This is a genomic window from Longispora fulva (assembly GCF_015751905.1).
Taxonomy (GTDB): Bacteria; Actinomycetota; Actinomycetes; order Mycobacteriales; family Micromonosporaceae; genus Longispora; species Longispora fulva.
The window spans coordinates 2,414,905-2,436,965 of sequence record NZ_JADOUF010000001.1 but is presented as its reverse complement, the minus strand read 5'-3'; the positions used below and the strand labels follow the sequence as shown (position 1 = coordinate 2,436,965).

General features: G+C 69.1%; 22 protein-coding genes. 16 read left to right on the top strand and 6 right to left on the bottom strand.

What is annotated here, in order from left to right; genetic code table 11:
• Nucleotides 1–3 precede the first annotated feature (3 nt).
• From IW245_RS10775 to IW245_RS10745, 7 genes are all read left to right on the top strand, one after another.
• Nucleotides 4–2,127: a right-handed parallel beta-helix repeat-containing protein gene (locus tag IW245_RS10775; protein WP_197003037.1), complete on the top strand. Its 2,124-nt coding sequence runs from the start codon at nt 4–6 to the stop codon at nt 2,125–2,127.
• A gap of 59 nt (nt 2,128–2,186) precedes the next feature.
• Nucleotides 2,187–2,549: a YidH family protein gene (locus tag IW245_RS10770; RefSeq protein WP_197003036.1), complete on the top strand. Its 363-nt coding sequence runs from the start codon at nt 2,187–2,189 to the stop codon at nt 2,547–2,549.
• Between the two features lie 407 nt (nt 2,550–2,956).
• Nucleotides 2,957–4,039, top strand: a complete 1,083-nt coding sequence (locus tag IW245_RS10765) for a class I SAM-dependent methyltransferase (RefSeq protein WP_197003035.1) — start codon at nt 2,957–2,959, stop codon at nt 4,037–4,039.
• A 5-nt stretch (nt 4,040–4,044) separates the two neighbouring features.
• Nucleotides 4,045–5,460, top strand: coding sequence for an iron-containing redox enzyme family protein (locus IW245_RS10760; protein WP_197003034.1), 1,416 nt, complete (start codon nt 4,045–4,047; stop codon nt 5,458–5,460).
• Nucleotides 5,448–5,804, top strand: coding sequence for a Rieske 2Fe-2S domain-containing protein (locus IW245_RS10755; protein WP_197003033.1), 357 nt, complete (start codon nt 5,448–5,450; stop codon nt 5,802–5,804). The genes IW245_RS10760 and IW245_RS10755 overlap by 13 nt, the downstream gene beginning before the upstream one ends.
• Before the next feature lie 11 nt (nt 5,805–5,815).
• Entirely contained in the window at nt 5,816–7,096 is a 1,281-nt protein-coding gene (locus IW245_RS10750) for an ATP-grasp domain-containing protein (RefSeq protein WP_197003032.1), read from the top strand.
• 35 nt (nt 7,097–7,131) lie between these two features.
• Nucleotides 7,132–7,710 (top strand): LysE family translocator, encoded by a 579-nt coding sequence (locus IW245_RS10745; protein WP_197003031.1) that lies wholly within the window; start codon nt 7,132–7,134, stop codon nt 7,708–7,710.
• A 15-nt stretch (nt 7,711–7,725) separates the two neighbouring features.
• Here the strand turns inward: IW245_RS10745 and IW245_RS10740 are convergent, their stop codons facing one another.
• The gene (locus IW245_RS10740) at nt 7,726–8,655 is read right to left on the bottom strand and encodes an alpha/beta hydrolase (RefSeq protein ID WP_197003030.1); all 930 of its coding nucleotides are present in this window, start codon (nt 8,653–8,655) and stop codon (nt 7,726–7,728) included.
• A gap of 35 nt (nt 8,656–8,690) precedes the next feature.
• A complete protein-coding gene (locus tag IW245_RS10735) occupies nt 8,691–9,977 on the bottom strand; it encodes an MFS transporter (protein WP_267919830.1) in 1,287 nt (428 codons plus the stop codon).
• Nucleotides 9,978–10,378: 401 nt separating this feature from the next.
• On the opposite strand from IW245_RS10735, the gene gcvH reads away from it, so the two are divergent.
• Nucleotides 10,379–10,879, top strand: coding sequence for a glycine cleavage system protein GcvH (gcvH, locus tag IW245_RS10730; RefSeq protein WP_231398751.1), 501 nt, complete (start codon nt 10,379–10,381; stop codon nt 10,877–10,879).
• Nucleotides 10,880–11,039: 160 nt separating this feature from the next.
• Entirely contained in the window at nt 11,040–11,567 is a 528-nt protein-coding gene (locus IW245_RS10725) for a YidB family protein (protein WP_197003028.1), read from the top strand.
• Between the two features lie 363 nt (nt 11,568–11,930).
• On the opposite strand, the gene IW245_RS10720 is transcribed toward IW245_RS10725, so the two are convergent.
• The gene (locus tag IW245_RS10720) at nt 11,931–12,635 is read right to left on the bottom strand and encodes a VOC family protein (protein WP_197003027.1); all 705 of its coding nucleotides are present in this window, start codon (nt 12,633–12,635) and stop codon (nt 11,931–11,933) included.
• 119 nt (nt 12,636–12,754) lie between these two features.
• Here IW245_RS10720 and IW245_RS10715 point away from each other — a divergent pair, with 119 nt between their 5' ends.
• From IW245_RS10715 to IW245_RS10695, 5 genes are all read left to right on the top strand, one after another.
• On the top strand, nt 12,755–13,234 hold the full coding sequence (locus tag IW245_RS10715) for a hypothetical protein (protein ID WP_197003026.1): 480 nt from the start codon (nt 12,755–12,757) through the stop codon (nt 13,232–13,234).
• A gap of 221 nt (nt 13,235–13,455) precedes the next feature.
• Nucleotides 13,456–13,863, top strand: a complete 408-nt coding sequence (locus IW245_RS10710; protein WP_197003025.1) for a GntR family transcriptional regulator — start codon at nt 13,456–13,458, stop codon at nt 13,861–13,863.
• A 20-nt stretch (nt 13,864–13,883) separates the two neighbouring features.
• Entirely contained in the window at nt 13,884–14,774 is an 891-nt protein-coding gene (locus IW245_RS10705) for an ABC transporter ATP-binding protein (RefSeq protein ID WP_197003024.1), read from the top strand.
• Nucleotides 14,771–15,763 carry an ABC-2 membrane transporter-related protein gene (locus IW245_RS10700; protein ID WP_197003023.1) on the top strand — a complete coding sequence of 331 codons (993 nt, stop codon included), beginning with the start codon at nt 14,771–14,773 and terminating at the stop codon, nt 15,761–15,763. The genes IW245_RS10705 and IW245_RS10700 overlap by 4 nt, the downstream gene beginning before the upstream one ends.
• Nucleotides 15,764–16,064: 301 nt before the next feature.
• Nucleotides 16,065–16,925 carry a class I SAM-dependent methyltransferase gene (locus IW245_RS10695; RefSeq protein WP_197003022.1) on the top strand — a complete coding sequence of 287 codons (861 nt, stop codon included), beginning with the start codon at nt 16,065–16,067 and terminating at the stop codon, nt 16,923–16,925.
• 386 nt (nt 16,926–17,311) lie between these two features.
• Here the strand turns inward: IW245_RS10695 and IW245_RS10690 are convergent, their stop codons facing one another.
• Genes IW245_RS10690 through IW245_RS10680 form a run of 3 tightly spaced genes read right to left on the bottom strand, consistent with a single transcriptional unit; the run spans nt 17,312 to nt 19,660 of the window.
• A complete protein-coding gene (locus IW245_RS10690) occupies nt 17,312–17,962 on the bottom strand; it encodes a response regulator (RefSeq protein ID WP_197003021.1) in 651 nt (216 codons plus the stop codon).
• Nucleotides 17,959–19,077 (bottom strand): sensor histidine kinase, encoded by a 1,119-nt coding sequence (locus tag IW245_RS10685; protein WP_233472382.1) that lies wholly within the window; start codon nt 19,075–19,077, stop codon nt 17,959–17,961. The genes IW245_RS10690 and IW245_RS10685 overlap by 4 nt, the downstream gene beginning before the upstream one ends.
• Entirely contained in the window at nt 19,070–19,660 is a 591-nt protein-coding gene (locus IW245_RS10680; RefSeq protein WP_197003020.1) for a hypothetical protein, read from the bottom strand. The genes IW245_RS10685 and IW245_RS10680 overlap by 8 nt, the downstream gene beginning before the upstream one ends.
• A 644-nt stretch (nt 19,661–20,304) precedes the next feature.
• Between IW245_RS10680 and IW245_RS10675 the strand changes: the two genes are divergently transcribed.
• Together IW245_RS10675 and IW245_RS10670 are read left to right on the top strand one after the other, a co-directional pair.
• Entirely contained in the window at nt 20,305–20,970 is a 666-nt protein-coding gene (locus IW245_RS10675) for a hypothetical protein (protein WP_197003019.1), read from the top strand.
• 709 nt (nt 20,971–21,679) lie between these two features.
• Entirely contained in the window at nt 21,680–22,006 is a 327-nt protein-coding gene (locus IW245_RS10670) for a nuclear transport factor 2 family protein (RefSeq protein WP_197003018.1), read from the top strand.
• Nucleotides 22,007–22,061 lie beyond the last annotated feature (55 nt).

Here is a 22,061-nt window from a genome sequence, read left to right as displayed (position 1 = left end):
GCCATGTCCCATCCACGCTCCACCGTTCTCGCGTGCGCAGCCCTCCTCGGTGTCGCACTCGCCCCGGCCCCGGCTTTTGCGACCAATACCGGCTACTACGTCGACTGCTCCGCCGCCAGCAACGGCACCGGCACCCTGGCGTCCCCGTTCAACAACCTCGCCGCCGTGCACGCGGTCACCCTGTCGGCGGGCGACACCGTCAACTTCCAACACGGCGTCACGTGCACCGGCCAGTTCGCGCCGGTGGGCTCGGGTACCTCCTCGTCGAAGATCGTGATCGGCGCCTACGGCACCGGCACCGCCCGCCCCCGGATCGACGCCAACGGGGCCACCCAGGCCGTCCTGCTGTCCAACAACGCCTACCTCACCCTCCAGGACCTCGAACTCACCGCCACCGGGGACAACACCACGACCCGCCGGGGCGTGTACGTCTACGGCGCCGACGCCGGCACCCTGCATGGCGTCACGGTCCGCGACCTCTACATCCACGACGTCCGGGGCAAGATGCCCTCGGCGTTTCCCGGCAGCCCGGACGGCTCCCCGATCGGCAAGTGGAAGGACGCCTCCGGCGGCATCGTCGTCGACGCCCAGGGCGGCACCACCCAGACGGCCTTCGACGGCCTGCTGATCGAGGACAACGAGCTGCGGGGCGTCGATCGTGAGGGCATCTACTTCTGGTCCAACTGGTGCCGGCGGCCCGAACTGGTGGCCTGGAACGACGCCACCACCGGCTGCGTCCAGAACTGGTTCCCGCACACCAACGCGGTGATCCGCGGCAACCGGCTCTACGACATCGGCGGCGACGGCATCGTGCCGAAAACCGCCACCGGCACCCTCGTCGAGCACAACACCCTGATCGGGTTCAACCGGCGGTCGGACTCCAACAACGCCGGAATGTGGAACGCGAACACCGTCAACACCACGTTCCAGTACAACGAGGCCGCCGGGGCGCTGACAGACAAGGACTCGATGGGCTTCGACGTGGACCAGTCCACCGACGGCACCGTCGTCCAGTACAACTACTCGCACGACAACGCGGGCGGCTTCGCCATGATCTGCCCGGTCGCCGCAGCGAAGAACTTCGTCATCCGGAACAACATCTCCGTCAACGACGGCACCCGGCTGATCCGGATCTGCGCCGGTACCGCGCAGAACGGCCAGATCTACAACAACACCATGGTGGTCGGCAACGGGCTGACCCCCAAGGTGGTGAAGGACGAGGCGCCCACCAACACGCGCTCGATCAGCTTCACCAACAACATCGTCAGCAATGAGGGCTCCGGCAACCTGCCATGGGCGCTGCCGAACAGCGGGTTCACCATCGACCACAACGCGTTCCACAACGTCACCGGGCCGGCGACCGCGACCAACACCGTCACCGCCCCGCACGGGCTGCTCGCCGCCCAGGTGCGCGACCCCAACGGCTACCGGCTCGGCACCGGCGCGGCCACCCTCGGCGCCGGCGTCCTGGTCTCCGGCAACGGCGGCAAGGACTACTTCGGCGCCCCGGTCTCCGGCAGCGGCGCTCCGAACATCGGCGCCGTCAACTCCGCCGGCGCGTGCGCCCCGACCCAGACCTACCGCTTCGACACCGACACCCTCGGCTCCGGACCCGCCGGCTGGACCAGCAGCGGCAACGTCGCAGTCGCCTCCGTACCCGGCACCAGCTACCCGTGGGGCGAGTACGGCCAGTCCGTCACGCTCACCCGAGGCGCCACCGAGGCCAGGACGAACACCACCGTCACGGTGTCCGGGGACACCCACGTCTCGCTGCGGGTCCGCGCCGACCAGACGACGGTACCCCTCGGGGTGCACCTCCTCGACGCCAGTGGAGTCGAGGTCATCAAGACCAGCCTCGCCGCGAGCGGAAAGCTGGCGTACACGGCAAACGGCTCCTGGACCGAAACCGGGTCCTACGAAGCCGGCCAGTGGTACGTGCTGGACATCTTCGTCCACCCCGCCACGGGGACCTACGACTTCACCGTCAACGGCACGCCCGTGGTCACTGGCGCGCACACCGGACCGTCGACCAATACGATCACCCAGGCGCGCGCCCGGGTACAGACCGGTAGCCCCGCTGGATCCTTCGGCGTCGACGACCTCCTGGTCCGTCCTGCCTCCTGCTGACACCTCGCCCGCCGGGATCTTGTGGGTCCCGGCGGGCCCACCCCCGAAAGCAGAACGCCATGACCCGAGTCCCGCCCCGGTGGGTCACCCCTGGACGGCTCACCCGGGTCGGCACCACACCGGACTACAGATTCACCCTCGCCAACGAACGCACCTTCCTCGCGTGGATCCGTACCGCCCTGGCCCTCGTCGGCGGGGGAATCGCCGCCGAGCGCACCCATCTGGCGCCACGATGGTTGGTGGTGGCTCTGCTGGTCTGCGGAGCGGTCGTCGCCTGCCGGGCGTTGTGGCGGTGGATGCGTTGCGAGCTGGCCATCCGACTGGGACGTGAACTCCCCGCCGCGCACTTTCACACGATCGTCGCCGTGACCGTCGCCGCCGCGGCCCTCACCGGGCTGGTCCTGGCACTCGTGCCGGCCTGACTACGCTCGCGGATCGCCCATGTCGGGTCGCCGTGATCGGCGACGTGTCGAGAAGCCGCAGGCCTTGCCCGGAAAACAGGCGGTCGCCGGGTACGACCGGACTCCAAGGTCTCCCGCGCCGCACTCGCGTGGAAGTCCAGCAAAGGATCCAGGAGAACCCAGGCCAGAGGGCCAACCGCTCCAAAGTTTGGGGCGTTCTCACACCTCTCATCGACGTCAACGGGCCAGTCCGGGAAGCCAAGCCGGCCGGCCCCACGGCTGTGGAGTCGAGGTCACAAAGCGGTAGCAATAATTGACCAACGTATATATCGACGATAATGTTCGTCTGCTGCCAGTGTCGGCGGCGACCACTAGCCGTCGGGGGAAGTCCAGTGGATCCAGCGCCGCAGTCTCCTCTTCGATGCTCCATGATGGAGCGACCTTTTCACTCCGAACCCCCGCTCGCCGCGACGCCGGATGACTCCCGCCGGCAGATGTCGCTCGCGGCGGTGGATGGCGCCGTCCAGGAGGCGAAGCACTCGCTGGACGTGCTCCGCGACATGGTCGGGCAACTGACCGGTACGTCCCCGAACCCCAGGGACGACATGCACGAAGCGGTGATCCGCGCCATTCCGCGCTGGCATTTCCTGATGATCAACGACGCGGAGCGCAACGCCTCGTTCGCCGCCGCACTCGAGCGGCTGATGCCGACCGGCTCGAATGTGCTGGACATCGGCTCCGGCACCGGCCTGCTGGCGATGATGGCGGCTAGGGCCGGCGCGGGAACGGTGACGACGTGCGAAGGAAATCCGGTGCTGGCCGGGTTGGCCCGACGGATCATCGCCAGGCAGGGTCTGTCCGACGTCATCACCGTCATTCCGAAGATGTCAACCGACCTGCGCGTGGGGGTGGACCTGCCGGCGCGGGCCGACGTGATCGTCTCCGAGATCGTCGACTGCGGCCTGCTCGGCGAAGGGCTGCTTCCCGTCGTGCGGCACGCCCGGGAGCACCTGCTCGCCCCAGGAGGCCTGCTGATCCCCGAGTCGGCCAGGCTGGTCGGCGCCCTGGTGAACAGCGTCGCGATCGACCGGCTGAACCGGGTGGACAGCGCCGCCGGATTCGACGTCCGGCTCTTCAACGAGGTGGCCACCGAAGGTCACTTCCCGGTACGCCTGAACACCTGGCCGCACCAGATGCTCTCGCCGGCCGTGGAACTCGCGTCCTTCGACTTCGCCAGCGATCCGCTGACCGACGGTCGGGCGCTCCTGGACATTCCCGTGGCCACCTCCGGCCCGGCGCACGCGCTGGTCGTGTGGTTCGACATGACGCTGGGCAAGGGAGTGGTTCTGTCGAACTCGCCGAACAATCTGGCGACGCACTGGATGCAGGCCTGCGTCCCCCTGCCCACGCCGATCTCCGTGCGGGCCGGCGGGTCCGTCCAGGTCCAACTCGCCTGGCGACGCAATCGCCTTTCGATACAGCACCTGACCACCACCCAACCTTCGGAGTAGCCGCCATGAGCTTCACGCCGAACCACACGCCGTTCGAGCTGACCCCCGATCAGCTCCGGGAGACCACGCTCAACTACGCCAGCAGCCCGCTCTACCTCGACAACGAGGAGTGGGAGAACGACGACAACCCCTACCGGCGCCAGCTGCGTCCACAGATCATCGAGCACCTCGACTTCTCGGTCCCGCTGCCGCGCCCGGAGATCCTGGCCTACTCGGCGCTCGCCGCGAACCGGATCCTCGCCAGCATCTACGAGGCGGACCTGATGTTCCTGCCCAAGGCTGGCTTCGAGGCCAAGCGCGCGGACTTCGACCTGTTCTACAGTCACAGCAACCGGATCCGGGGCGAGATGATCCGGCCCTACCTGGAACGGCACGTCTTCGGATTCCTCGACCAGGAGGTCGAGGTCAGCGGCGACTGGACGAAGGAGAGTCTCACCGCGTTCCTGGGCGAGCTGGCAAACAGCCCGACCGAGCCGACCCTGTCGGAGCTGGCCATCGAGAAGTCGGCGAATCCCCAGCGGGCCGCGCGCAACTGGCTCATCCAGTTCGCCCCGGACTTCCTCTCCGAGGCCTCGCCGATGATCCGCAACGTGATGGGGTACTACGGCCCGGTGCAGTCCGACTGGTTCAAGGTCATCATCGACGAGTTCGGCTACGGCGTACACGACACCAAGCACAGCACCCTGTTCGAGAACACCATGACCTCGGTGGGCCTGCGCGCGGACGTGCACCACTACTGGCAGTACTACCTCAACAGCAGCCTGCTGATGAGCAACTACTTCCACTACCTGGGCAAGAGCCACGAGCTGTTCTTCCGTTACCTCGGCGCGCTCTACTTCACCGAGACCACCCTGGTGGACTTCTGTCGTCGGGCCGCGAACCTGCTCACCAGCGTGTTCGGCGAGGAGGCCGACACCAGATACTTCACCGAGCACGTGCACATCGATACCCATCATGGGCGCATGGTGTTGGAGAAGTTGATCCTGCCGATCGTCGACCAGTGCGGCGAGGGGGTCATCCCGGAGATCGTGCGCGGATTCGAGGAGTTCCAGGTCATCGCGCGGATCGCCGACCAGGACTTCGCCGCCCAGGTCGACTGGATGGACTCCGGCCCGGTGAACAAGGAACTACACGACCCGGTGTGGGCCAAGGTCGAGGACGGCTCGGTGGCCGCCCCGGTGGCCCATCTCATCGAGCCCCGGGGCGAGTTGTCCAACACGCACCACCACGACGGCGACGAGTTGTGCCACATCGTGTCGGGAACGATGAAGTTCGTCAGCGGGTATGACTCCCACCAGATCCTCGAGGCCGGCCAGGGCACAGTCATCTGGAAGAACCGGCTGCACGGCGCCGTCATCGAGTCGGAGGAGTGCGTCTACGAGATCCACTCGGTCGGCGACTACCGCGCATGCTTGTCCTGACCTTCGCCGCCGACGGGGCGGGCAACTGCGTCGAGGTCGGGGGGCAGCTCTACGTGTTCGCCCGGACCAGGCTCGGCTCGTTCATGTTGCCCGCCCGGTGCCCGCACCGTGGCGGGCCACTGAACCTCGGCCACATCGACCCGGACCGGGACCGGCTGATATGCCCATGGCACGAGGGCCCCATCTCGATGCGTCGGCTGATCCGGCAGGGGATACCTTCGGTGCGCAGGGAGAACACTGTCACGGCCGTGTTCGCCGTCGCCGCCGACACCGAACACCGGACCTCACACCTGCCGCTGTCCGCCGACCTCACGGTCGGCGGCAGCGGGTCCCACCACGATTGAGGAGACCAGCAGTGCCCAAGGCCGAGTTCACCGGTCCCGCCGTCATCGTCGATCCCTACTCCTCCGGCGCCCTCTTCGCGGCTGCCTTCGCCGAGCAGGGCGTCGCGGTCGTCGCGGTGGTCAGCGGGCCGCGGCCCCCACAGGCGTACGCCTCCTCCTACCGCCCGCAGGACTACCCGGAGATCATCGTCTTCGACGGGGACCTCGACGCCGTCGTCGGCAGAGTGCGGGAGCTGGCACCACGTTGCGTCATCGCCGGGTGCGAGTCAGGCGTGGACCTCGCCGAACGCCTCGCGCCGCTCGTGCTGCCCGACCGGTCGAACGTGCCGGAACTGGCATCCGCCCGACGCGACAAGAGCGCCATGGCAGCCGCGACCGCCGCAGTCGGGCTGCCGATCATCCCCCAGATCTGCACCGCCGACCCGGACGAAGTGCAGGCCTGGCTGGACCGCGAGGGGCTGACGGGCAGAGATCTCGTCATCAAGCCGCCCAGGAGCGCCAGCACCGACGGAGTCGTCAAGCTCCCCGGCGGCGTGGGCTGGCGGGAGGTCTTCGCGCGGCAGATCGGCCGGACCAACCAGTTCGGCGAGACGGACGACCTGCTCGTGGTGCAGAAGTTCGTGACGGGCACCGAGTACGTCGTGGACACCTTCAGCCACGACGGCGAACACACCATCGTCGACGTCTGCAGGTACCGCAAGGTCGACAACGGCCCCCACATGGCCGTGTACGACACGATGCAGTGGGTCGCCCCGAACGACGAGGCGCTGCCGGAGATCACGGACTACACCCGAGGAGTCCTCGACGCGGTCGGCATGCGGTTCGGCGCCGCCCACGTGGAGGTGATGGCCACCCCCGACGGCCCGCTGCTCATCGAACTCGGCGCCCGTCCGCACGGCGGCGGCCAGCCCCGCTTCAACCGCAACGCCACCGGGGACAGCCAGATCGACCGTACCGTCAGCTATCTCACCGGGAAGGAGATCTCCGCCGGCTACGAGCTCCGCCGCCACCAGACCTGCGTGTTCCACATCGCCCGGCGCTCCGGCGTGGTGCGCAACACCGCGGTCCTCGACGAGATCACCGCCCTGACCAGCCATCACTTCTCCGTACAGAATCTCGTCGACGGCTCCCACGTCCCCATGACCAGGGACCTGGTGGACAGCCTGGACTTCGGGTTCGCGATCCTGTCGCACCGCGAGGCCGAACAGGTCCAACGCGACCACGACACCATCCGGAAACTGGAGGAACAGCTGGTGATCGAAACGCCGCACGTCCCAGTCGCCGAGCACTGAGGGCGGGGGGCCCGGAGATCGTCACGATCGCGTTCGTGGTCAGTTCCCTACTGGTCATCATGACACCCGGGCCGGACATGGCACTGGTCACGCAATTAGTGCTCACCCGCCGGAGACGGCGCCCAGCGATCACCGCCGCAGCCGGGATGATCACCGCGGGTGCGGCGCAGGTCGCGCTCGGAATGGCCGGGCTCGCCGCACTCCTCGCGGTCAATCCGGCGCTGTTCCGGGCCTTTCGCTGGGCCGGTGCGGCGGTGCTGCTGTTCTGGGCGGTCCGTGCCCTCCGCGCGGCGGCGTCGGACCCGCCGCCGGCGGAGAGACCGGACCGACACGCCTTCACCCAGGGGCTGCTGTGCACAGGAACCAACCCCAAGGTGTGCATCTTCCTGATGGCGTTCCTGCCTCAGTTCGTGCCGGCGGGAGCCGATCCGGTCGTCGGCGTCGCGCGGTTGGCAACGGTCTACCTGGCGATGGGGCTGGTGTGGCTGCTCGTATGGATCAACCTGACGAGCCTGTTCGGCCGCTATCTGTACGCCCCGACGACGGCACGCGTCGCCAACTGGATCATCGCGGCCGTGTTCAGCATGTTCGCGCTCCGGTTGATCCTCGAATGACGCCCCGAGTTTCGGCTACCTGTCGCCGGCGAGCCGCGCCGTCGCCGCGCAGAACGCCGTCCACATCTCCGCCGCGCGGGGACTGAGCGCTCTGGCACGCAAGGAGGAGTGCACCAGCCCCTGCTCCTCTACGAGCTGGGCGCTGATGCCGTTGTCCCGGAGCCGTTCGGCGCAGAGCCGGGCATCGACCAGCAACGAGTCGAGCTCGCTGCCCATGATGTACGCCGGCGGCAGGTCGTGAAACTCCCCGCCGATCAGCGGGGAGACATATGGATCGAGGGTCTGCGCCGGATCGGGGCAGTAGCACGCGGTGAAGAACTCCATTTCCCCGCCGGTCAGCAGGGGCGCGTCCTCGCCGCCGCCGCGCCACCGGTGGAAGTCGAGCACTGGGCTCAGCAGAGCCTGGCCACGCAGCCGCGGTCCGCCCCGGTCCCGGGTCATCATGGCGAGCACCACCGCCATGTTCGCTCCCGAACTGTCGCCGGCGACAACGATCCGGTCCGCATCGACATCGAACCGGTCCGGGTCGGCGGCTATCGCGCACAGCGCGTCGTAGCAGTCCTCGAGCCCCGCGGGGAAGGGGTGCTCGGGAGCCATCCGGAAGTCGAGGGCGATCGTCACCAGGCCGGTGTTCGCGGCGAGTTCGGCGACGACGGAGTGCAGGGACTCCAGCGAACCGATGACGAAGCCGCCGCCTCTGCAGTAGATCAACAGACCCCGCCCCGTCACCTGGCTCGGCCGGTACACCCGGATCGGCAACTCCCGATCGCGGGAGGAGACCGTCTCGTCGGTGATGGTCAGGCCCAGAGGTATGTCGTAGGGAAACACGACCCCGAGGTTCTCGTAGAAGGCGCGCGCCTCCGCCAGCGGGCGGGTGTAGAAGTCCGACGGCATCGCCTCGTTGAACCGGTCGACGAACTCCTGGATTCCGGGCGCGTAGGTCATCCTGCTGTTCCTTTCCTGGTACCTGGACATGATGGTCAACGAACAGGCCGGATGAAATCCGCACGAATTCCCCGGCGAACCAGAATAGGCAGGCACAAGGAAGTACCGATCGCACCGACCCAGATGGAGGTGGACAGCCCGCCCAGCCCGATGGTGACCGCGGCCAGGAGACTGCCCATCGGCGCCATTCCCCAGGTGAGAAAGCGAGCCACGGAGTTGACCCGGACGAGGATCTCCGGCGGGGACACGGTCTGTCTCAGCGTGAGGCCGGTAGGACCGAAGATTCCCTCCCCGAAGGCGTGCACCACGCTACCGGCGATCAGGCCGAGCACGGAACCCGCATGCCCGGCGACCGGCATGGTCACCAGGCCCGCGACGGAGATCGCGGCGCCCACGACCAGCGTCCTCGGCGGGGCGAGCCGCCGGACCAGCCGGCCGGATACCACGTTCCCGAGCGGATAGCCGACCGCCGCCGCACCGACCACGATCCCGATCCCGGCCACACTCAGACCGAGCACCTCACGGCAGTAGAGCACCAGACTGCCCTCGACCATGGTCAGGAAGAGGACGTAGACCGCACCGCAGAAGATGACCGGTTCGAGCTGGCCGTGCCGGAGGACGAACCGCAACCCCTCCCGCACGTCGCGCTGGATCCATCCCCGCCGGCGGGGCGCGGCATTTCGGAGAGGCGCTGGCTCCCGGTGCCGGATCAACAGAAGGGTCAGCACCGAGACCGAGAACGTCACCACGACGCTCGCCACCGTGAACGTCGCGCTGGTCAGCCTGATCAGGAAACCCGCGACCGCCGGTCCGACCGCCCGACCCACGGACTCGGAGACGAACAACCGGGCGTTTCCGCGATGGAGCAGTGCCGGATCGGAGTACAGCACAGGCAGGTAGGAGGTGTACGCGACCTGGAAGAACACGGCACCGCAACCGGCGACGCACACCAGTATGAGCATCGCGGGGAACGACAACAGCCGCAGCGCGCCGAGCACCGCGATCGCGAGGTAGGCGACCGCCTGGATTGTGTCACTGACCACCATGACCGTGCGCCGCCGCAACCGTTCGACCACAGCCCCGGCCGGCAGCCCCAACACCAGCCACGGTCCGAACAGCGCGAACGGCAGCAGGGCCGCCCGTGCCGCGGAGACCCCGAGTGTGGTGAAGGCCAACAACGGCAGTGCCAGCACCATGAACTTGCTTCCGATCAGACTCATGGACTGACCCGCCCACAGCATGGCGAAATCCCGACCCGCTGTAGGCACACCGCCGACGGTCACCGGCGGACCGGCCGACTCCGACACGCTGTCGATCTGCATCGCCCCTCCGATGGCCTTGTTCTGCGGTGCGAACGCGGTCGACTAGCAGTGGCGCGACATTGACCTTATCCGATCAACTGACCACATCGCACCCGCCACTCGTCGATGCATTCGCCAGTCGACCGCGTCCCCGCCTCCGAGCCGAGATCGCCGGTACGAGGTGAGCCCACCAGGCCGCGTTCGGGCTACTGGGGCCCGAACCGCCCGCGTGAGGGCCCACCGCGTGTCCCCGGCCATCAACTCGGTGGCCGCCGACGGCCCCTATCTCATCCAACCGGTTGCGGACACCGACCACTGAAACCCGGTCCAACAGCCCCAACCGGCAGGCCCAGCGCTGGTCAGTGGAGCAGAGTCGGGGCCGGGCGACTGGGCATGCGAACCGTTGAGTTGTTAGTGATGATATGCGAAGATTTCTGACTAGTGCGCGGCCGACTCTTCCGGCGGACGCGCTCCTGCGTCCGTGCTGGTCGTGGGACATCACGACTGCCCGGCAGGTCCGCCTGCTCGCGAAGGAGTACACGGTGAACGTCCCCGAGGATCTGCTCTACAGCGCCGAACACGAATGGGTGCGTCAGGGTGACATTCTGATCGTCGGGGTCACCGCGCACGCGGCGGACGCTCTCGGCGACATCGTGTACGTCGAGTTGCCCCAGGCCGGCGACGTCGTGGTGGCTGGCGATCCGTGCGGGGAGCTGGAGTCCACCAAGGCCGTCTCGGACCTGTACTCCCCGGTGTCCGGCACGGTCACGGCCGTCAACACCAGGCTGAAGGCCACCCCCGCCATCATCAACGACGATCCCTACGGCGAGGGCTGGATCTTTCAGGTGGTGCCCTCCGGCGACTACGCGCCCGAGGCGCTGATGGACTCCGACGCCTACGCCCGCCTCGTCAAGGACTCCTGACCCCTGCGGTTGCCGGATGCCCGACGGACCGGGTCCGGCGCAGGCCGCGCGCGTCACGCCCGCCGAGTGGAACGGGTTCGAAGATCGACAGACTTTCCCGTGTCGGGCACCTCCGGCGCGATGGATCCACACCGTTGACTTCCAGATGGGACGAACTTTCATGACTGTTGACGCACCGGGCCCCGACGGGAACATCGCCGATGGCGCGGTTCCTCAACTGCGCTGGTCGCACGCTTCGTCGGATGCGGTGGTGCCGGAGTTCGGCACTCCGGTCCTGCTGCGGTCGATGGCCGTCACCGCCGCCCAGCAGTTGTCGGACGGGGGCCTGCAGACTCAGGTGCGGTCCTGGATCGCCGTGGGAGCCAACGAGCCGGTGACCGCCCAGCAGATCACCGACGCGATCGGTGCGGACAACCTGGCCCGGATCGCCGCGGACGCCGAAGTGCCCGAAGACGTCGTCGCCGAGCACTACGCCCAGCAGCTACCGGTCCTGTTCGACACGATCTCCCCGTCCGGGGAGATCACCGATGACCCGCAGGTGCTGACGGAAGCGACCCTGGCCGCCAGCCAGCCCTCCGAAGCCACCCCGTCGGCCCGGTTCCACAGCCCGTTTGGCACCGGTGGCCTCAACCCCTACGCCTACAACATGGGCGACCCGATCAACTTCAGCGACCCGACAGGACACTAGAAATCCATCCTGTCCGGGTCTCGACGCGATCCCAGCCGCGTCACGCGCCCGCCGCGATCCCCATGCGCCCAAACGCCCTCGCGGGCCCCGGCCGTTGCTGGCCGGGGCCCGCGAGGGGCGGTTGCCGCCAAGCGGAAGCTCGGCTGCGGGCCCTGAGCGCTCAAGTCGGTCCCGAAGCCAAGCAGCCGACGCCCGCCGCCAAGGCCAGTCCATGAAGGCCGAGACGAAGGTCCCGGCTAAGAAGGCGCGGAGACGCATCACCTCGGTGAAAACCATCAGACAAGACGTCGGGGCAAAGTGCCCCGCTCCCACACCATTTTCCCTCAATTTTGAGAATCAAGGTTCGTCCAGGACGGTGACTGGTCAGGTCTGTCGTAGGTCGAACTCGTTGCCGTTCGGGTCGGCCAGCTCGGCGGAGTCGTCGCCGGTCATCGAGTTCAGGGTTGCGCCGAGTGACACCAGCCGGTCGATCTCGGTGCCCAGGTCGGTGTCGGTCACGGCGAGCAGGAAACGCTGTGTGTTGCGGACGAGTTTCGGCGCGACGGGCGGCCCGCCCCAGGCGATCTTCGTCCCGCCGTGCGGTGACTGGATGGCGGTCTCCTCGTTGTCGTCCCACACCAGTGGCCAGCCGAGCGCGTCACTCCAGAACAGGCCCACCTGTCGGGTGCCGTCGCAGGCGAGTTCGGCCAGGAAGCCACAGCCGGCCAGGAACGTGTTGTCGGGTTCGATGACGCAGAAGAAGTTGCCGCCCGGGTCCGCCAGGACGATGTGGCCGTCCTCGGGCTGCTGGCCGACGTCGACATGCCTGGCCCCGATCGCCAGCGCCGCGGCCACCGTGTCCTGCTGATGGTCGAGGCTGGCGCTGGTCAGGTGCAGATGCAGCCGGTTGAGGTGCGCCTGATCCGGTCGGCCCGGGGTGAACCGGAGGCCGACCTGGGTCGGTGTGCCTGGCAGCAGCAGACCGTCGGCGTCGGCGACCGTGTCCCGGCGCAGCATGCCGCCCCAGAATCGAGCCAGCCGCGCGGGATCGTCGGCGTCATAGGTCACTGCCAGCAGCTGTACGGCCATGCCCGCACGGTAGGTGAACCTAGCCGGCGCCGCCAGCGATTTCGCTGGCGCCCCTGTACCCATGCCACAGCCGGGCTGCGTCCTGACCCGGCCACGTTGTCGTCGCCCTGATCGGCAGGGTGCACCACACGCTCGAGCGTCTGAACACACCCGACCGGAAAGGCACGGCCGCGGCGGGTCGTCGCCGCGCGGAAGTGTCGCGGACCCAGCGCTGGCGGCACCCGCGCCGTGACCGCCGCGCGCGGACCTGCTGCTGGTACCACGGCGGCGACTGGCGCACCGCCAGCGCCCTGGCCATCGCCGCCGTCATCGACGCCGCAGCCACCGGTGTGGCCTTCGGCGGCGTCGCCGAGCACGCCCTGGTCCGCGCAGCGGCCGCCGAGGAGTGGACAGGGGGCGGACCCTGCACCGTATCGACCTCATCTTCGCGGCCACCACCGACACGTCCGACGCCGCCCGCCGCAGCCCACTACCCTGGGCACACCACCACCGTCACCTGGGTGGGCTTCGACGCACTGGCAGGCCTGGACCTGCGCCCACCATCACTGGCCGACCTCCTACCCCGGATCGCAGCCGGCCAGCCGGTGCCGGGCATGTGACCGACAGGGAGACCGGCCACCAGACCGACGGGCACCCGCGATGAACTACCCCGGCCAGCCGCAGACTCGCGCGCCGGTACCTCGTTGATCTGGGGCGTGCGCGGGCCTGTCTTCGTTGTCCGCCTACGGGCCGGCGGTGTCGCGGTCTTGACAGTGGAGTGTCCAGTCAGGATGCTGTCTTATAGTTCTACTGTCGTAGGACAACAGGAGGGTCGTCGCGGGTGATCGAGTTCGTGCTGGATGGCCGGTCGAAGGTGAACACCTACATGCAGCTGGTGCAGCAGGTGAAACAGGCCTTGCGCGTGGGCCTCGCGGTGCCCGGTGACCAGTTGCCGAAGGTCCGCGATGTCGCGCAGTCGCTGGCGATCAACGCGAATACGGTGTTGAAGGCGTACCGCGAGTTGGAGCTCGAGGGTCTCGTGGAGGGCCGACCCGGGGTGGGCACGTTCGTCAGGCGCACCCTCGCGGGCGCGTCCCTGCCCCATCAGGCCGAGTTGCGCGACGACCTGGTGGCCTGGCTGCACCGGGCGCAGTCCGCCGGGCTGACGCGCGAGGACGTCACCGCTTTGGTGGAGACGACGATGCGGGCCACGATCTCGGTCGACTCGCCGTACCAGGAGACCGCGTGAGCCGTATGAGAGGACACCAGATGGAAAACGTGCTGGAGACCGACCAGCTCGGAAAGCGGTATGGAAAGGCGTGGGCGCTGCGGGACTGTTCGCTGCGCCTGCCCGTCGGACGGGTGGCCGCTCTTGTCGGGCCGAACGGCGCGGGGAAGAGTACTCTGCTGCACTTGGCCGTGGGTCTGCTGCGACCCGACGCGGGGGCGGTACGGGTCTTCGGCGAGTCGCCGTACAACAACACGGCGATTCTGTCCGAGATCGGGTTCGTGGCCCAGGACACCCCGTTGTACCGGGACTTCACCGCCGCCGAGCTGATCACGATGGGTTCGAAGCTGAACCGGCGGTGGGACACGGCCCTCGCCCGAAACCGGCTGGCCCAGCTCGGCCTCTCGCCGGACCAGCCCGTCGGCAAGCTGTCCGGCGGGCAACGCGCCCAGGTCGCGCTCGCGCTCGCCCTGGCGAAACGGCCGAAGCTGCTGCTGTTAGACGAACCGGTCGCCAGCCTCGATCCACTCGCCCGACGGGAGTTCCTCCAGGCGCTGATGGGCAGCGTCGCCGAGACCGGCACCACCGTGCTGCTCTCCTCGCACCTGTTGGCCGACCTCGAACGGGTCTGCGACTACGTGATCGTGCTGCACTCTGCCCAGGTGCAGCTCGTCGGCGCCGTCGATGACCTGGTCGACTCGCACCGGCAGTTGATCGGCCCCCGCCACGGCGACGCCCCGATCGCGGGGGTCGCGGCGGTGGTCCGGGCCAGCCACACCGACCGGCAGTCCACCCTGCTGGTACGCACCAACGGCCCCGTCACCGATCCGGCGTGGACGGTGCGCGAGGTGACCCTCGAGGACCTGATCCTGGCCTACCTCGCCGACGGCGCCGCGCCAGCCAGCCACGCCGCCTGGGGGGTGCCGGCATGATGTGGCTGACCTGGCACCAGCACCGCAGGCAGGCGCTGTTCACCCTGATCGGCCTTGCGGCCCTCGCCGCGCTGATGATCCCGACCGGCCTGTCCATGCGCAGTACCTTCACCAGCCTCGGGTTGCCGGACTGCGTGGCGAAGGCTGGCGACGCCCAGTTGGTCCCGCCCGGCGGTGAGACCTGTAACGCGGCGCTCCACCAGTTCCACAGCCAATTCGGAGACCTCAGCTCGGTGGGCGTGCTGTTTCTCGTCCTGCCGCTGCTCGTCGGACTGTTCTGGGGCGCTCCACTGGTCGCCCGCGAGGTCGAACAGGGTACCCATCGCATGGTCTGGACCCAGGGCATCAGCCGACGCCGCTGGGCGCTGGTCAAGTTCGGGCTCGTCGGCTCCGTCACGCTGGCCGTGGCGGTCGTCTACGGGCTGGGCATGTCCTGGTGGCTGGCCCCGCTGGGTCAGTCCGGGCACCCGTCCCGGTTCGACGTCCTGCTCTTCGACATGCAGGGCATCGCGCCGATCGGCTACACCGTCTTCGCGGTCGCGCTGGGCGTCTTCGCCGGTACCGTCTGGCACAAGGTGCTGCCCGCCATGGCCGCCACCCTCACCGGGTTCGTCGGCGTGCGGATCGCCCTGACCACCCTTGCCCGACCGCACTACCTGCCCGCTCGCATCCTCACCTACCCGGTGAAGGGAGCCGTCCTCCAACCGAACAGGACGCTCGGCGACTGGGTCCAGTCCTTCGGAGTACGGGACGCCACCGGCAAGCTCGTCGCCGCCAACTCCGAGATCGCCTGCTCCGCCGATGCCACGGCATCAGGAACCACCGACTGCGGTGCCGGACTCGGTATCGGACCCGGCGCCTACAACTGGCAGCAATACCAGCCCGCCGGCCGGTTCTGGCTGTTCCAGGGCATCGAGACCGGCATCTTCCTCGCACTCGCCGGACTCCTGCTCTACCTGGCCATCCGCCGGATCCGCCGGATCGCCTGACCCGCCCGCCGATCACCGGTACCTTCGGGCCGGTGATCGGCGTGCTCATCGGGTCGGCGCGGTCTGAAGCACGGTGCCTGCAACGGGTAGGCGGCGGCTCGGTCAACGGCTCCGCGAAGCCACCGCCGCGATGCTCAGGCTGGTGATCCGACACCTGGTCCATGGCGCGGCGGGTGACCCGAGCGCCGACCGGCAGTTGAGCAATTGGGTGCTTCGGGCGATGTGCTGAAGGAGCCGAGGTGCCGTCGACCGCGCCGTCGGCGGGCGGTGTCGCGGTCAGGTGACTGGTAGGGTCCGTCGGATGATCACCGCGCCGTCAGCCGCCGCCACTGCCGCCGAGTCCTACCTGCGTGCTCGCCATGACCTGACCCCTGGTCTGCAGTCCGAGGGTGCCGAGTTGCTGCTGGCCGCCGACGGCCGCTCCAGCTACCGGATCATGGCTGACACGGTGGCAGGCGCCCGTAGAGTGCTGGATCTGGGGTGCGCGGACGGCTGGCTGCTCGAACGTCTCGCCGAAGCGGGTGCCGAAACCTTGGCTGGCATCGACCTGTCTGAAGGGGAACTCGCGTTCGCCCGGCGTCGACCGGCGCTCGCCGGCGCGGATTTGCGGTGCGGCCGGGCGCAGCAACTTCCGTACGCTGATGGCAGCTACGACGCGGTCGTGTCGCACATGGCGTTCATGCTGATGTCTGATGTGGAGCAGGTAGTGGCCGAGGTCGCCCGGGTGCTGGTCCCCGGTGGCATGTTCGCCGTCGCGGTCGGCGGTGGCGCGGTCAAGGGTGAGGCTCGGGACCTGTTCATGACGCTTGCCCGGCCCCTCTTCCGGGCTCGGTCCACGGAGTCGCAGGTCCCGGAGCTCGGTGACCGCCGGACCCGGCGCCGGGAGGGTCTGGACGAGATCCTTGTTCCGCACGGATTCGAGCCGGTGTCCTGGGAGCCAGTGGCCGTCGACCGGCGCGGTACTCCCGAGCAGGTCTGGGAGATGCTGGCCGGCATGCTCTATGACATGCACGATCTCGGCGAGGAGCAGGTCGCGCAGCTGCACGACCGGTTCATGACCGACTCGCAGTCCCTTGTAGCCCCCGACGGGATACTGCCCTGCGGGATGTGGATCAACCATGCGACCACCCGACTCCGGTCCGCGCAGCAGATTCACGCCTAACCGGCGGAACTATCCACCCTGTGTGGTGCTTCGCCTCGGCGTTCTACGCCGACATCGCCCGCCGCAGCTGGTCTGCGCCCAGACGCGGAGCGGCATGACGGACGTCTACTTCAACATGGACCCACGCCGATCTCATCGCCGCGATCGGCCGGCGCGCGGCCGGCGGCCTGGAGGACGGCGAGACCGCCGAGTAGGCCGCCCGACGCGAGATCCTGAAGGAGACGGGCCTGCAGGTTCAGACCTGGACCCGGCCGCCGTGTACCGCATCACCGGCACCTGGTCGGCGACGACCACGGCCTCAAGATGACCGCGCTTCGGTCCGCCCGGCTCGCACCATCGCCCAGGCGATCAGTGCGCACGAGCGCCCGCGCCGGAGTCTCGGCCTGCTACCGGTTCGCGACGACCAGGCCGGACTCGTAGGCGGCCATGACGGCTTGGACCCGGTCGCGGAGGCCGAGTTTGGTGAGGATGTTGCTGACGTGGGTCTTGACGGTGTGTTCGCTGAGGGTCATCGCGCCGGCGATCTCGGCGTTTGAGAGGCCGCGGGCGATGTGGCCGAGCGTTTCGCGTTCGCGGGTCGTCAGTTGGGCGAGGGCGTCGGCGGCCGGGCGGGAGGAGGGCCGGGAAATGTGGTCGGTGATCAGGCGGCGGGTCACGGTGGGGGCGAGCAGTGAGTCGCCGGCCGCGACGGTTCTGACGGCCTCGGCGAGTGCGTCGCGTCGGACGTCCTTGAGGAGGAAGCCGGTCGCGCCGGCGCTGAGTGCCTCATAGACCAGGTCGTCGGCGTCGAAGGTGGTGAGGATGAGGACGCGGGTCGTGGTGTCGGCGCAGATCCGCCGGGTCGCCTCGATGCCGTCCATGCCGGGCATCCGGATGTCGAGCAGAATGACGTCGGGGGCATGAGTGCGGGCTGCCGCGACGGCCTCGGCCCCGTCGGCCGCCTCCGCGACGACGTCGATGTCGGGCTGGGCGTCGAGGATCATCGCGAAACCGCCGCGCACCAGATCCTGATCGTCGGCGACCACCACCCTGATCATGTGGTCACCGGCAGGCGGAGGGCGACGGCGAAGCCGGTGCCGCGCCGGCCGGCGGTGAGGGTTCCGCCGCAGGCGGCGGCGCGTTCGCGCATACCGACGAGGCCGTGGCCGCCCGAGGGCAGGACGCGGGCGGTGCCGGGGCCGTCGTCGAGAATCTCGATCGTCAAGGTGCTGGTCTCCCATCGGAGCTGGATTCGGGCGCTGTCGGCGCCGGAGTGTTTCACCACGTTGGTCAGGGCTTCCTGGGTGACCCGGTAGGCGGCGACCGCGCTGTCGGCGGCGATCGTGGCGGCGGTCCCGGATTCGCTGTAGGAGACGGACAGGCCCGCTACGTCGCGGGCGAGCGCGGGCAGGTCGGCGAGCGTCGGCTGCGGGGTGCGGGTGCCCGGCTCGTCCTTGAGGACGCCCAGCATCCGGCGTAGCTGCTGCATCGCGTCGCGGCCGGCGTCGGCGATCGCCTCGAACGCGGCTTCGGCCCGTTCCGGCTTCGACCGGACGACCAGCGGGCCCGCTTCGGCCTGCACGACCATGATGCTGACGGCGTGGGAGAGGATGTCGTGCATGTCCCGGGCGATCCTGGCCCGCTCCACGGTCGCCGCGCGTTCGGCGTCCCGCTCGGCCTTCTCCTCCAGCGCTGCGGCGTAGGCCCGTGAGGTGCGGGCCGAGCGGCCGATCGCGTAGGCGGCGCCGAACAGGATCAGGCCGCGCAGCGCCGTGTCGGAGGAACCGACGGCCAGCAGTCCCAGCGCGGTCGCCACGCCGAGGGCGGTCAGCCGGGCCCACCGCGGCGACCGGGAGGCGACCGTGGCCAGGGCGACGAGGCCGCCGTACCAGACCGGCTGGGAAGCCTCGGGTCCACCGAGGTCATACAGGCTCGTGGCCAGCAGGCTGACCGCGAACACCGCAAGCGGCGCGCGCCTCCGCCACAGCAGCGGCAGCGCGGAGCCGGCGACCATCGCCACCCCCCACCAGCCGACCGGCCCGCCCAGGAACGGCCACAGTTGGGCGAGGAGGACCACGGCGACGAGCGCCCCGTCCACCAGGAGTGAAGGGAGCGCCCGGAGCCTGTCGGCGAGCGGTAGGTCGAACACGGATTCGTATTCTGCCTCAGACACCCGAGTACTCGATCTTGGGCTCGGTCGTGGCGGCGGTGCGGCGGACCAGCGGCCAGTAGGAGATCAGCAGGCAGACCGCGCCGAGCGGGATCAGGTCCTTGTCGGCGAACGGCACCATCAGGTCGGCCACCACCAGCAGCGGCGCGAACCAGCGGATCTTGCCGGCTTTCGCCAGCAGCACCGACAGCGTGATCTGGCCGACGAAGAACAGCAGTGGCCCGAAGTCGTACACGGCGGCCTGTACCCCGGGAACGCTCTGGATCTGGTCGAACGCGGCGTTCATCGCCTCCCGGTCGGAGTAGGCCAGGCCCAGGAAGATGTCGATCGCGAACTGAGCCCCGGCACACGCGATCCCAACGAAGCCGATCGCCGCGGCGACCGTCGCCCCGACGGACCGGCCGAGCAGGGCCCGGATCTCGACGAACGCCAGAGCGAAGCAGGCCAAAGCCACCAGGAAGGCCAGATGCCCGAAGTTCCAGAAGAAGCCGGAGCCGCGCTTGCCGTCCAGCCCATCCACGAAACGGGCGATCCCGTAAGTCAGGGTGAGCAGCGGGGCGGCGATGAAGGCGAGGCGGGGGTTCATGGGGTTTCCTCTCTCGAAGTGATCTCTATCCTCGATCTCCGACCCCGTACCTGTGATCGCTCGTCCCACCCCACTTGGGACTCCCTCTCAAGGGGGATACGTCAGCCGTTCGAGCGGGTGGATGCCAAGCATCGACTGATCACGGGTTGTCGCCGTCGGCCGAGCCTGGAGGACTGGGCGGAGATCCGGCGGCGGCGTCACCGGACCTGCATCCTGGGCGTGGCCGTCGCCTCAGGCCGCCCCGGCAGCGTCAGGAGGGCCCGGCCTCGCGCTGAAGGTCGCCGAGGCCACCAGGGACCTCGATCGCGCCGCCAATCTCTTGGGTGGGTGGCGGACTGTCTCCGCGGCACGGCCCGCCGGCCATGCGGAGTTACTGATGGGGCGGGTAGCGGAGAAGCCCACCCGGGCGCATGACGCCTCCAGCGGCGTGAGGTGCAGCGCCCGACCTCACGCCACTGCCAGGGCGGCGCCCCCAACACATTCGTGCGATCGCCAAAACGGGCGGCATCGAGGTCCGCGTGGCTCCTTGCTCGCCGCCCGGCACGGAGACACACTCTGGCTGGCCCCACTTCGCGCGGCAGACCGGATCCCGGTGCCCACACCATCTCCGACCCGCGGGCGGCCCCTTCAGCGTGGGAGGTGGGATGGACGAGTCACGAGCACTTCGGCGCGCGGCATGGGCGGGCGCTGCTTCGGTGGTGCTGCTCGTCATCGGGGTGGCGCTGGGCGCGTTGGTCGGAGTCGACGCACCAGGTGTGTCGGACGCCGCCATCCTCGCAAGGCTCGACGACGGCGCGCGGCAGGCCGCCGCCGGCATCGGGCTGCCGGTGGTCGGCGCGGGGGTTGCGCTACTGCTGTGGTTCGCCGTCGGGCTGCGGCGGGTGCTGGACCGGTTGTCTGGCGGCGACCCGCTCGCGCATGCGATCGTGCCGGCGGCGGCGCTGTTCGGCGGGCTGATGATCACAGGAGTGTCGCTCGATGTGTCGAGCGCGATCACCGCATTGTCGGACGCGTTCACCCCCGACGCGGACATTGCCCGCGTACTCGGCACGGCGGGCGGCCTCGTCGCGCTCACCGGGCTGACCGGCGGTGCGGTGCTGGTCGCCGTGACGACGCGGATCGCCCAGCAGGCGCACGCCCTGCCGAAGTGGGCCGTCTGGGTGTCCTACGCCGTCGTCGTGCTGTGCCTGTCCGGCTACTGGAGCGCGGGCATGGCGTCCGTGGCCTTCGGGCTGTGGCTCATCGGCGCTGTCATCGGGATGCTTCGCGCGGCGCGGCGGACCCCGCCGGCACCGGCCGCCACGGGGTAGCGCGTACGGCTCCAGAGGCGGCCCCACCCGCCTGCGGGGTGCGACCTCACGCCTTCGTGCGGGCTGCGGCTGTTACCGTGCCCGGGACTTGCGGGTGGCCGCGCGTAGGTACAAGACGCCGGCGACGATGTGAAGGCGGCCTTCGCGGCTGCACTGATGCGCCCACGCGCGCTGTGTGCGGGTGCGCTCGGACGGGCGCTGGTAGTCATGGGACCCGCCGACTGAGTGCCGGGCGTCCCACAACGGCCTACCGCAGCGCGAGCAGCCGGTCGTCAGACTCGCCGCCAATCCCTCGGCCCGCTTCACCGCGACCAGGTAGTCGGTGATGACCACGGGGTCCCCGGGCCGGGGCGCTCCGGCGGCGACGCGCGCCTGCGCTCTGGCGAACGCCACGAAGGCCGGATCAGCCGCGATCTCGCATGCCCGGCACTCACCGTGGCGGTGCAGCGGGGTCGCGCAGCGCGGACACAGGTTCCTCCACCGGGCCACAGGCTCTCCCTCCTTCCCTTCCGACGCTAACGGCATCTGGTGGCGCTGGAACGGGTCCGTTCTGGCGGAACCGCCAGCCCCCACGGCGCGCACCGACGCCCACTCGGCGTTGTTCGGCGGACGAATGGCCGGGTAGCCGCAGGTCACGGGGCCGGTGCGATCGTGGGTGCCCAGGTCCCTGGTGTGGTGGAGCTGTGGGAACGTCATGCATGATCATGTGATGACCGACCAGCAGACCGTCGTCGAACGCCAGCTCGCCGCGTACAACAGCCATGATCTCGACGCGTTCGCGGCGACGTACGCACCAGATGTCCGTGTCAACCGCCGCGACGGCAGCCAACTCCTCGGGCGTGACGGCCTGCGGGAGGCCTACGCCGACCAGTTCGCTCAGGGCCGGTGCCGGGCGGAGATCGTAGGTCGCCTCACCGAGGGCGACTGGGTGGTCGATCATGAGATCGCCCACGGCATCACGGACACCCCCATCCGGGTACTGGTCGCCTACCGGGTCCGCGACGGCCTCATCGACCGCGTCGACTTCCTCAGCTGAACCGGCTCCCGACCATGACGCGCCCGATGGATCTCCACGGGCCGCTGAGGCTGCG